This window comes from uncultured Bacteroides sp., from assembly GCF_905207245.1.
Classification (GTDB): Bacteria; Bacteroidota; Bacteroidia; order Bacteroidales; family Bacteroidaceae; genus Bacteroides.
On record NZ_CAJLKP010000001.1, the window covers coordinates 178,833 to 191,140 of the forward strand.

The following is a 12,308-nucleotide window of genomic DNA, read 5'->3' on the forward strand; positions in this document are numbered from 1 at the left end:
TCGTTTTAATCGTTAGTATTATTTTTCTATTCTTTCTACAATCTCCCGGGTAAAGGCAGAAGTAGACAAAGAGACGCCACCGGGCATGAAGCGCGCCAGGTCGGCAGTGGCACGGGCATCGAGGAAACTTTGTTCCAGAGCATGTTCTATCAGAGAGGCCGATTCTTTCCAGCCTAAATATTCGAGCATCATCACAGCAGAAAGGATGATGGAGCAAGGATTCACTATATCTTTGCCTGCAATATTCGGTGCTGTGCCGTGTGTGGCTTCAAAGATAGCGTGTCCCGTCTGGTAATTAATATTCGCACCGGGAGCGATACCGATACCGCCTACCATTGCTGCCAACTGGTCGGAAACATAATCTCCATTAAGATTGAGAGTAGCAATTACGGAATATTCTTCAGGAATCAACAAGGTGTTTTGCAGAAAGGCATCTGCTATGCAATCCTTTACAACCAAGCGTCCGTCGGCTAATGCCTCGCCAAATTCGCGTTCTGCCAGTTCATAGCCCCACTTCTTGAAACCGCCTTCCGTGAACTTCATAATGTTTCCTTTATGCACCAGCGTAACAGAAGGTAACTTGTTTTCGAGTGCATAACGGCAGGCAGCACGCACCAGACGTTCTGTTCCTTCCTTAGAAACAGGTTTCACGCCAAACGATGATGTATTCGGGAAACGAACTTTCGTCACACCCATTTCATCATGCAGAAAACGGTAGAACTTTTCAGCTTTCGGTGTACCAGCCTCCCACTCTATACCTGCATAGATATCTTCCGTATTCTCACGAAACACACACATATCCACCTTTTCCGGATGACGAACCGGAGAATGAATACCTTGATACCAGCGAACCGGACGCAGACACACATACAAATCCAGCGTTTGGCGCAACGCCACATTCAGAGAACGAATCCCTCCGCCAACAGGAGTTGTCAACGGACCTTTGATACCTACTTTGTAGTCGCGGAAGGCTTCCATCGTTTCATCGGGCAGCCACAGGCCACACTTCTTAAAAGCCCGTTCGCCTGCCCATACTTCCATCCATTCAATCTGCCGTTGTCCGCTGTAAGCTTTCTGCACGGCAGCATTCACAATAGTTTGCATAGAGGGGGTTACTTCAACTCCCACTCCATCACCCATAATAAAAGGTACTGTAATTTTATCCATTTCTTATCTTGCATTAAGGGCAGAGCCGGCACGGAACCAACTTATCTGCAATTCATTATACGTATGTTGAGCTTCAAAATTCTCTTTCGTACCATCTTCGTGGTGAAGGACAACTTTAAGGTTACGACTGGGAGCAAACTCCGTCAGTCCGATTACTGAAATCAAATCATGTTCCTGAATTTTATCATAGTCCGCTTTATTCACGAAAGTCAATGCCAGCATACCTTGTTTCTTCAGATTCGTTTCATGAATACGGGCAAAGCTCTTTGCCAGAATCACACGAACATTCAGGAAGCGGGGTTCCATAGCAGCATGTTCACGGCTGGAACCTTCTCCATAGTTCTCCTCGGCAACCACAATAGAGGAAACTCCCTCGGACTTATACATTTTTGCCGTACCGGAAACCGGACCGTAAGTATTGGTAGAGCGGTTCCAAACACTGTTAGTCTCTCCATTGAAAGCATTCACGGCACCCATCAGCATATTATCCGAAATATTCTCCAGATGTCCACGAAAACGGAGCCACGGGCCTGCCATTGATATATGGTCGGTGGTACATTTACCCTGTGCTTTAATTAACAGAGGCATATTCAACAAGTCAATACCTTCCCATGCCGGGAAAGGTTTCAGGAGTTGAAGCCGTTGCGAGTGATGATTCACCTTGATTTCCGTCTTTTTGCAATTAGGAGCCATATATCCCTCACTGCCTTCGGCAAAGCCTTTTGGCGGCAATTCTTCTCCAACAGGTTCGGAAAGCTTCACTTTTTCACCCTTGCTGTTCACCAGTACATCTGTCAGAGGATTGAAACAGAGATCTCCGGCAATTGTCAGTGCCATGGTCAGTTCAGGGGAAGCGACAAAAGCATACGTATTCGGGTTCCCATCCGCACGCTTGGCAAAGTTACGGTTGAAAGAAGTTACGATGGAATTCTTACGGGTAGGGTCATCCGTCTCACGCTTCCACTGCCCGATGCAAGGACCGCAGGCATTAGCCATAATGGTAGCGCCGACCTTCTCAAAGGCTTCTATCATCCCGTCGCGTTCTGCCGTAGCCCGTATTCTTTCGGATCCGGGATTTACAATTAAAGGAGCGGCAACCTTCAGATGTTTCTTCTCAACTTGATGGGCCAGAGAAACAGCACGGCTCAAGTCCTGATAAGATGAATTAGTGCACGAACCTATCAAACCTACTTCCATCTTGCGAGGATAACCATTAGCCAATACTTTTTCGGCAAATTCAGAAATAGGCGTAGCGGCATCGGGAGTAAAAGGGCCATTGATATATGGCTCCAATCGGGAAAGATCAATCTCAATTAACCGGTCGTAATAGTTCTCCGGAGCAAGCATGACATCAGTATCTGCACGAAGGTCCTCAGCCACAGAACCAGCCATATCGGCAACTTCAGCCCTTCCGGTAGCTTTCAGATAGGTAGCCATACGGGCGTCATAAGGGAAGAGTGAAGTAGTTGCACCAACTTCGGCACCCATGTTGCAAATCGTTGCTTTTCCGGTAGCGGATAAAGAAGCCGTACCTGGTCCGAAATATTCGATAATGGCATTCGTACCACCTTTTACGGTCAGAATCCCTGCCAGTTTCAGAATGACATCTTTCGGAGCTGCCCAACCGTTCAATTCACCTTTCAGATGTACACCAATCAGGCGGGGCATCTTCAATTCCCATTCCATACCAGTCATCACATCTACCGCATCAGCACCGCCAACACCAATAGCAACCATTCCCAAACCGCCGGCATTGGGTGTATGAGAATCTGTCCCTACCATCATCCCACCGGGAAAAGCATAATTTTCCAACACTACCTGGTGAATGATTCCTGCTCCCGGCTGCCAAAAGCCGATGCCGTAACGGGAAGAAACATCGCGAAGGAAATTATAAACTTCTTCATTCGTTTTGGTAGCCGTAGCAATGTCCTCCCTTGCACCTTTATAGGCTTGTATCAGATGGTCGCAGTGCACTGTGGAAGGCACGGCAACCTGTTCACGACCTGCATTCATGAATTGTAACAATGCCATTTGTGCCGTTGCATCCTGCATTGCCACGCGGTCGGGGCGGAAGTTTACATAGTCTTCTCCCCGCTTGTAGTTTTTCACACCTTTCTCATCATACAGATGAGTATACAAAATCTTTTCCGCTAACGTCAGCGGGCGTTGCAGCACAGCCCGCACGTGTTCTATTTTCCCCTTATAGGCACCATAGAAAGCCTTTAACATTGTTACATCATACACCATACCACTTAATTTTTAATATTTCAATATTGTAAAGATTACAAATTAATATAATAAACAAATTAAAACCAATAAAAGTTTAACAAATTAAAGCATTTCTTCTTGCGAAAGAGAAGAATGATTACCTTTGCAGGAAATCTATGTGATAAATGATAATTTATCACGCGAAGCGCGATAAGCTACGAGTGACAAGTACCTTTCGGCATGATAGCCGGGCGAATAATTATTCGCCCACGAGTACAGCGCAGCAACTCGTAACTTGTAGCTCGTAGCTCGTAACTTAATTTAGCACCATCTATCATTATTTTATATGAACGAAAAACTTCTTTCCCCAACCGACCACCTCCAACAGCAAGAACTTCTCCTGCGCATGGAATACGAATATGAAAAAGAAGAATTCAAGCGACAGACAGAAACCATGGGCATCGCCCGCAAGGTGAAACGGGGACTTTGTTGGTATCCTGCCACTCCCGGACGAAGTTACTACAATTCACTGAATCAATTAGTAATAGAAATTACACATACCGAAGATACTGATATAGAACATAATTTTGAATTCGGGCGTCCCATATGTTTTTTTCGGCAATCAGTGGATGGGAAGATAACTTATATGAACTTCACCGGCACCGTCAGTTATGCCGATGAAGCGCGAATGGTGGTAGCAATGCCCAGTGCAGACGCCATTTTGGAGGTACAATCGACAGACAACCTCGGTGTACAGCTTTATTTTGATGAAACATCCTATCGTACCATGTTCGAAGCTCTCTCTGATGTAATACGTGCCAAAGGCAACCGATTGGCAGAATTGCGCGACACCATGCTGGGAACCTTGAAACCGGCTTTCCGTGAACTTTATCCCGTCCGCTTCCCCTGGCTGAACTCTACACAGGAAACTGCCGTGAACAAAGTGCTATGCTCCCGGGATGTTTCTATTGTACATGGCCCTCCTGGGACGGGAAAGACAACTACTCTGGTAGAAGCCATCTATGAAACGTTACATCGTGAACCTCAGGTTCTGGTCTGTGCCCAAAGCAACACTGCCGTCGACTGGATTAGTGAGAAACTCGTAGACCGTGGCGTCAACGTCCTGCGAATCGGTAACCCAACAAGGGTGAATGACAAGATGCTTTCATTTACCTACGAGCGCCGTTTCGAAAGCCATCCCTCCTATACCGAGTTGTGGGGCATCCGCAAAGCCATACGCGAAATGAACGGACGCCGCCGTGGCAGCTACGAGGAGCGTGAAAGTGCCCGTAACCGACTGAGCCGTCTACGCGACCGTGCCACGCAATTGGAAATACAAATTAATGCTGACTTATTTGATTCGGCACACGTCATAGCATCTACCCTTGTCAGCAGCAATCACCGTATACTGAACGGACGCCGCTTCGGCACTTTATTCATCGACGAAGCAGCCCAGGCACTGGAAGCTGCCTGCTGGATAGCTATCCGCAAGGCCGACCGTGTAGTATTGGCAGGCGACCATTGCCAACTACCTGCTACCATAAAATGTTATGAAGCTGCGCGAGCCGGGCTGGAACATACACTTATGGAACGCATTGTCACAACGAAGCCTTCCGTCGTCTCTTTGTTGAAAATCCAATATCGCATGAATGAAGCTATCATGCACTTCCCTTCGCAATGGTTTTACGACGGACAACTGGAAGCTGCTCCCGAAATACGCCACCGCGGTATCCTCGACTGGGATACCCCTATCACATGGATAGATACTTCGGAAATGGAATTTAAGGAAGAATTTGTCGGCGAAACTTTCGGACGCATCAACCGGGAAGAAGCTCATCTGTTATTGAAAGAACTGGAAGTATACATCCAGCGTATCGGCGGACATCGCATCCTTGACGAACGGATAGACTTCGGAATCATTTCACCTTATAAAGCACAGGTGCAGTATCTTCGGAACAAAATAAAAACAAGTGCCGCCCTGCGTCCTTACCGCAGCCAACTCACTGTTAACACAGTAGATGGTTTTCAAGGACAGGAACGCGACGTCGTTTTCATCAGCCTTGTACGTGCTAATGAAGATGGACAGATAGGTTTCCTGAATGACTTACGACGAATGAATGTAGCCATCACCCGTGCCCGCATGAAACTGGTGATACTGGGAAATGCCGACACACTAAAACAGCATAAATTCTATTATAAACTTATTGAGTATATCAAAGAAATTTCAAAGGTATAAAAAAGAATTGCGCAACCTCATACAAGTCATTTCCTGCATGAAGTTGCGCAATTTCCGCCTTCTTATTTCTTCAGAAAAGCTTCTCGCTTTTACTTCTTATACCAATCCTTACATTCACTACCATTAGATTTCACCCATTTGATAAACTCCGGATAAGTGACGTCGACACTTTCTTTTTCGGTCGTACTGAATTCTTCGGCATCAACCAGCTGAATAGCAAACGGATAATTCTCCGCCGCTACATAGTAGACACCACTGCTTGGTGAGGATAAGTCTTTGCCTGTATGGAACAAATCCATATTAGCTTTCTCCGTCGGCTTATAGTTCACCAGATGAACTTCGCTACGATTGCTGCCCAGATTCTCATGAACCATGATAAACGGATTATAAGGAGCTACTCCGAAAGTTTCATGGTCAACAGGAGTTGTCAAGGTATTCTTAATCTTATAAACGGTGGTCTTCTGATTGTTTCCCGTAGCCGAAAGAGCATTCGTAAACACATTAACCGTAGCCTTGGAAAGTTCGCTGTCCAACCCCAAGCTGGCATCAGAAGGCTCCTCAAACACAGTGGTCACATTCGAGCGATCGGTATTCATCTGATAAGCGAAACCATTCTTATAAGAAGCTCCGGACCAAAGTGCCGTAAACATATCTTCCGTAAAAAGCACCTGGTTTTTCGTATTAAACGCTAAAACCGAATTATACTTCACAATCACATCATTCAAATCATAATCACCTTTGTTGGGCCAGTTATCCTCGAAAGCCAGAATACCCTTGTAAGTCATGCGATAAGCAACAGAACGGTCATCTTCCGTTCCCGGATCGGGCTTCACATCCGGCACCTCAGGAGCTATCGCTTCTATTGGATTAGACCAGACATTAAACTGCACATCATTATAATCCTCATCAATAGTATAATCTTCAAATGAAAGCACTACAAAATCATTGATACGGAAAGCGGCCGTGTACGTCCGTCCGTTAGAGTTCGCTTTAGGAGTTGAATAAAGGGTTGCATTTCCTTTACCACCGTTCTTCTTATAGGAATCATTAAAGAGGAACCAACCTATCTTCACTCCATTGGGGAATATAGTCCCTCGGTCAACCCCATCCTCATCAATGTAATGCAGTTTAACACACTCTCCACCCTTCAAGCCTACAGGCTTTTTTGCAGCATCCCGCGTATGTGTATTAGGAAATACAATATACTTTTTTGCAGCCGCTATTTTCGGCTGAGTAGGCTCACCCTGATAACAGTAATAGCCAAAAGCACTTGCAGCAGAGCTGGTTCCTCCAATGAAGCGAACAGAAACTTCAACATCCCTATTTTTCGGATCATTCACCTCAAAATCAGCCGACTGACGATATATCTTAGGACACTTCTTCCCCTCTGGAATAACACTATTAATAGTATTCAGCATTGTCTTGGACAGTTCCAATTCTCCTTCAATATCCAGATAATTCGGACGGCCATTAGCCTGCCACGTTCCCAAAACACCAAATCCTTTAGGGGCATTCCACGTGAACGAGGCAGCACGCGTCTCCGGAGCGTTATCCGTCAATTGCCATTCTATATCAGCATTAATCACATTGTCCGTAATAGTGGTCTGCACCAATCCCGGAACTCCGACATACGAAGTATAAATGTAAACATCCGAACCATGATCTGCCGCTACAATTTCCTTGGCGGAATACTCGCCATTCTCATCAGTCATACGGGTAATCGCAGGATTTATATCAGCACGCAAAACTGTCTGTCCATCTTCATCTGTCATAAACGGATATTCAAAATAGACATTGAAAAGCACTTTGTATCCTTTGGGAACATCATACTTCACATTCAGTTGAATAGTAGAAGTAGTAGCAAAATCAAAAGAATTAGGTTTATCTTCATCACCGCCACTATTAGGGTCATAGACATCACGGGTACATCCCGATGCCATCAAAACAGCCAATACATTGCATAGTAAAAAATAGAATGCGTTACGTATTGCATAGAAGTTTGCTTTTTTCGTCATAACAATATGTTTCATGTTGTAATCCGACACAAAAGTAGCAAATTATATTCTATTATTGCAAAATTTAAAAAATAAATCATCATAATATACAATATTTGGCCTAAAAGAGTCAAAGAGGAAATTCCTTTTTCTAATTACGGCACTACATTATAAAAATAAGCATAAGATTTGTCAAGAGCAAGTTTATGGAAGATTAACAAAATCGGAGTAATCTGGATTTATCATTTACTTTTTCTAAAGACAGATGGTGTCTCTAAAGTGAACAGACCATCTATTAAAGAGAAATAGATGATGCATTTGGCCTCAACAGACCATGTATTTTGTGAGAATAGACCGTCAGATTCCTTCATCTGACAGCAACAGAATCGTGTAGTTAATAAACAGTCACAAAAAAGAGGAGAAGCTTTTGCCCCTCCTCTACACTATATATGTCCCGAACCTAAATCAGGATTACGGTTACAAATATACTACATTAAAACGCCGAAGTCAAGTATTCGGACATTTTTATCACTATCCCCGAAAAGATTAGTTATTCTCCGGACGCAATTTACGAACTGTAACAGCAGTCTGCCACATTTCACTTTCGCGCAACTGACGAAGTTCTTCGTTCAGTTTGTCACGATAATCGGGTTTGGAGTTGCTGTCGATAGAAATCTGAGCTTCGTTGCCAGACTTAACGCTTGCATACAGTTTTTCAACTACCGGCTTGATAGCATCGTGGAACGGAGTCATCCAGTCCAGAGCACCACGTTGTGCAGTAGTAGAACAGTTAGCATACATCCAGTCCATACCATTCTTAGCGAATAAGGGCATCAATGACTGAGTCAATTCTTCTACCGTTTCATTGAATGCTTCTGACGGAGTATGACCGTTTTCACGCAATACTTCGTATTGAGCTAACAGCAATCCCTGGATAGCTCCCATCAATGAACCACGCTCACCTGTCAAGTCAGAAGTAGCCTCACGTTGGAAAGTAGTCTCGAACAAATATCCCGAACCTACACCGATACCCAATGCGATAGTACGATCCATAGCCTTGCCTGTAGCATCCTGATAGATAGCGTATGAAGAGTTCAAGCCACGACCTTCGAGGAACATAGTACGCAATGAAGTACCCGAACCTTTAGGAGCTACCATGATTACATCGATATCTTTCTGAGGAACTACGCCTGTACGGTCGCTCCAAGTGATAGCAAAACCATGAGAGAAGTAGAGAGCTTTTCCCGGAGTCAGATAAGGCTTGATAGTAGGCCATACAGACATTACGGCTGCATCAGATAACAAGCACATAATGATAGTACCTTTCTCACAAGCCTCCTCAATGCCAAACAGTGTTTCACCTGGTACCCATCCGTCAGCTATTGCTTTCTCATAAGTCTTACCCGGACGTTGTCCAACGATTACGTTGAAACCGTTATCACGCAGGTTGCATGCCTGTCCCGGTCCCTGTACACCATAACCGATCACTGCAATTGTTTCATCTTTCAAAACTTCACGTGCTTTTTCCAAAGGAAATTCTTCGCGGGTCATTACATTCTCAGTAACACCGCCAAAATTCAATTGTGCCATTTTCTTTTTTAGTTTTTTATTTGTGGCTTGCGCCAGCTAATGATTAATAAAATTATTTCTCTGTAAATATCACTTTCGAACGACAAACGACTTCGCTACCATTCTTTTTCACTTCAATGTCGAAAACACCATTGTCCAGTTCGTCTTTATAGAAGGTAAGTTCATCACCATAGTAGCTTTCGGCCACATAGGCCATTTCAAAACGACGGATACGCTTTTCCTTATACATTTCTATCGGGAACAAGTCCATAATGTGTTCGATATAACGGATGCTGTTGACATGACCGTTGATGTCGATATCACTATATTTCGCTTTCACAGTGGCTACCGGTTCGGCAGAGGTAACTTTGATGCGTGAGGGCTTCTCAATGGGGCAAGGTTCATCGCACACATAATCTACGATACTGCCTCCATGTAGTGCCAGCAAATCGGCAGGTTTGCGGGTATTGAGGTTAATCATGGCCCATATGGAACGTGCATACCCTATTTTATTGCCATCCTTATTGAGCAAAGCAAAGTTACGGTCGGTGAAGAGGCGATACACATTCTCTACCCACGTCCAGATGGTGAAGTCCTCATATTGGTAAGGCATTTCATCCAGTTCGATGGCGAGACGCGAAAGCACCCATGTATAGTTATCTTCATTCAGCGTAGCAATGCCAAAACCTCGGTCGCTGGCATGGAAGCCGGCACAGTTCAGCAAGTGATTGCCCAGCACCCCCATGGTGAGGCGTCCGGTGAAGTCCACGTGAAAGGGTTCCGCTACGAACTTGTATTTTCCTATCTTATCATTCTCACTCATTATTCTGCTCCTTTTCTTTTTTCAAACGGTATTTGGCTTCACGGTCGGCAAGGTATTCGTTCACGCGTTCAAAGCAACTGGTGGTAATGGCCACGCGTCCCGAACGCACGAATTGGAGTACACAGTCGAGGGCACGCAATTCGTCATAAAGACTGGTGATTTCTTCGCCCATGCCGTTTTTCTCCACAATAGCGAAGACCGCGTTCACTTCTACGATACGCGCATTGTATTTACGGATCACCTTCGATACTTCCGGCTTTTCTTCCAGTATAGGAGTAGTTATCTTGTAGAGCGCAATCTCGTGTTGGTAAATCTCATCATCCGTGAAGTAGTGCGCTTGCAGCACATCTATTTTCTTGGTGATTTGCTTTGTTACTTTCTCAATGGTGTCTTTGTCCGTCCATGCGGTAATGGTGTACTTGTGTACGCCTTTGATGGACGAAGCCGATACATTCAGGCTCTCGATATTGATCTGGCGACGGGTAAACACAGCAGTCACCTGATTCAGCAAACCAGCGAAGTTCTCTGAATGAACGATTATCGTATATAATGTCTTGTCCATATTAAATGAAGAATTAAAAATGAAGAATGAAGAATTAGCATTCCAACAACATCTGGTTTACCGAACCACCTGGAGGGGTCATCGGCAATACGTTGCCTTCTTCCATCACACAAGCTTCCAACAGGAACGGACCATCCGTAGCGAGCATTTCTTCTATCGCTCCTTTCAATTCTTCACGCTTCATCACACGGCGTGAAGGAATCTCATAAGCAGAAGCTATCTTCATATAATCCGGATTCAACATCGGAGTGAATGAGTAGCGACGGTTGAAGAACATAGCTTGCCACTGGCGTACATTACCCAAGAAGTTATTATTCAGCAGGATAATCTTCACAGGGGCTTTTTGTTCCATAATGGTTCCCAACTCCTGAATGTTCATCTGCAACCCGCCATCCCCCATAAATACGCATACTGTACGGTCGGGGCGTCCGAAGGTTGCACCGATGGCAGCAGGAAGTCCAAAGCCCATCGTACCCAGTCCACCGGAAGTAACAATGCTGCGTTCCTTGCTGAATTTGAAGTAACGGGCAGACATCATCTGATTCTGACCAACGTCGGTAACCAGTATGGATTCATTATTCGTCGCTTCACTTACGGCACGCACCACCTCGCCCATGCTCAATGATTTGCCTGCCGGATGAAGTTCGGGACGGATTACTTTTTCATCTTCCACCTTTTCGTAAGGCAGGAAACTATCCAGCCATTCTTGATGAACGGCAGGAGTCAGAAGCTCCGTAACGGCAGCAAGAGTTTCCTTGCAATCGCCCAATACGGCAATGTCTGTCTTCACATTCTTATCTATCTCTGCAGGGTCAATATCAAAATGGATGATTTTCGCTTGTTTGGCATACGTGTCCAACTTTCCAGTCACGCGGTCATCGAAACGCATTCCTACAGCGATTAGTACATCGCACTTATTAGTGTTGATATTCGGGCCGAGATTACCATGCATACCCAACATACCTTTATTCAACGGATGTGCGGTGGGCAATGCAGAAAGTCCCAGCATGGTGCAACCGGCAGGCATTCCGGCTTTCTCAATGAAAGCACGAAGTTCTTGCTGCGCACCGCCCAACTCAACGCCCTGCCCCACCAATACAAGCGGACGTTCGGCGTTATTAATCAGCTCTGCAGCCTGACGGATAGCCAAGTCGTCCATTTCGGGAACAGGCTGATAACTGCGGATATAATCCAGTTTAGTAGGAATATATTCGGTCTTTTCCACCTGTGCATTTTTAGCAAAGTCCAGTACCACCGGCCCGGGACGGCCACTTTTGGCAATATAGAAAGCACGTGCTACAGCCCAGGGCACATCTTCGGCACTACGTATTTGATAGCTCCATTTGGCGATAGGCTGCGTAATGCCCACCAAGTCTACTTCCTGAAAAGCATCTGTACCCAAAAAGCCTGTACCTACCTGTCCCGCAATAACTACCAAAGGAGTACTGTCTATCATAGCATCCGCGATACCAGTAATTGTGTTTGTAGCACCGGGGCCACTGGTCACAAGACAAACCCCTACTTCACCCGATACACGGGCAAAGCCTTGTGCAGCATGAGCAGCACCTTGTTCGTGCCTAACCAAGATGTGGTTCAATGTCTTTCGATGGTCGTATAAGGCGTCAAATACCGGCATGATAGAACCACCCGGATACCCGAAAATGGTCTTTACTCCCTGATGTTCCAGAGAGAGCATCAATGCTTCGGCGCCTGTTATTATATCTTTCATTTCTTCTATTTTCAAGTTAA

General features: G+C 45.2%; 8 protein-coding genes. 1 reads left to right on the plus strand and 7 read right to left on the minus strand.

Annotated features, from left to right (window positions below; all coding sequences use genetic code 11):
- Positions 1-18 precede the first annotated feature (18 nt).
- On the minus strand, positions 19-1,167 hold the full coding sequence (icd, locus tag QZ135_RS00715) for an NADP-dependent isocitrate dehydrogenase (RefSeq protein ID WP_294604915.1): 1,149 nt from the start codon (positions 1,165-1,167) through the stop codon (positions 19-21).
- Between the two features lie 3 nt (positions 1,168-1,170).
- Positions 1,171-3,414 (minus strand): aconitate hydratase, encoded by a 2,244-nt coding sequence (locus QZ135_RS00720; protein ID WP_294604917.1) that lies wholly within the window; start codon positions 3,412-3,414, stop codon positions 1,171-1,173.
- Positions 3,415-3,721: 307 nt separating this feature from the next.
- Here QZ135_RS00720 and QZ135_RS00725 point away from each other — a divergent pair, with 307 nt between their 5' ends.
- A complete protein-coding gene (locus tag QZ135_RS00725) occupies positions 3,722-5,611 on the plus strand; it encodes an AAA domain-containing protein (protein WP_294604918.1) in 1,890 nt (629 codons plus the stop codon).
- 89 nt (positions 5,612-5,700) lie between these two features.
- Here QZ135_RS00725 and QZ135_RS00730 read toward each other — a convergent pair whose 3' ends face one another.
- The 5 genes from QZ135_RS00730 to ilvB form a co-directional block, all read right to left on the minus strand.
- Positions 5,701-7,551 (minus strand): LruC domain-containing protein, encoded by a 1,851-nt coding sequence (locus QZ135_RS00730; RefSeq protein WP_294605001.1) that lies wholly within the window; start codon positions 7,549-7,551, stop codon positions 5,701-5,703.
- A gap of 600 nt (positions 7,552-8,151) precedes the next feature.
- Positions 8,152-9,195, minus strand: coding sequence for a ketol-acid reductoisomerase (gene ilvC / locus QZ135_RS00735; protein WP_294604921.1), 1,044 nt, complete (start codon positions 9,193-9,195; stop codon positions 8,152-8,154).
- A 52-nt stretch (positions 9,196-9,247) separates the two neighbouring features.
- Complete coding sequence (locus tag QZ135_RS00740) at positions 9,248-9,997, minus strand: acyl-ACP thioesterase domain-containing protein (protein ID WP_294604924.1); 750 nt, start codon at positions 9,995-9,997, stop codon at positions 9,248-9,250.
- Positions 9,990-10,559: an acetolactate synthase small subunit gene (gene ilvN, locus QZ135_RS00745; RefSeq protein ID WP_294604927.1), complete on the minus strand. Its 570-nt coding sequence runs from the start codon at positions 10,557-10,559 to the stop codon at positions 9,990-9,992. Before ilvN ends, QZ135_RS00740 begins: the two co-directional genes overlap by 8 nt.
- A 34-nt stretch (positions 10,560-10,593) precedes the next feature.
- Positions 10,594-12,288, minus strand: coding sequence for a biosynthetic-type acetolactate synthase large subunit (gene ilvB, locus QZ135_RS00750; protein ID WP_294604930.1), 1,695 nt, complete (start codon positions 12,286-12,288; stop codon positions 10,594-10,596).
- Between the last annotated feature and the right edge of the window lie 20 nt (positions 12,289-12,308).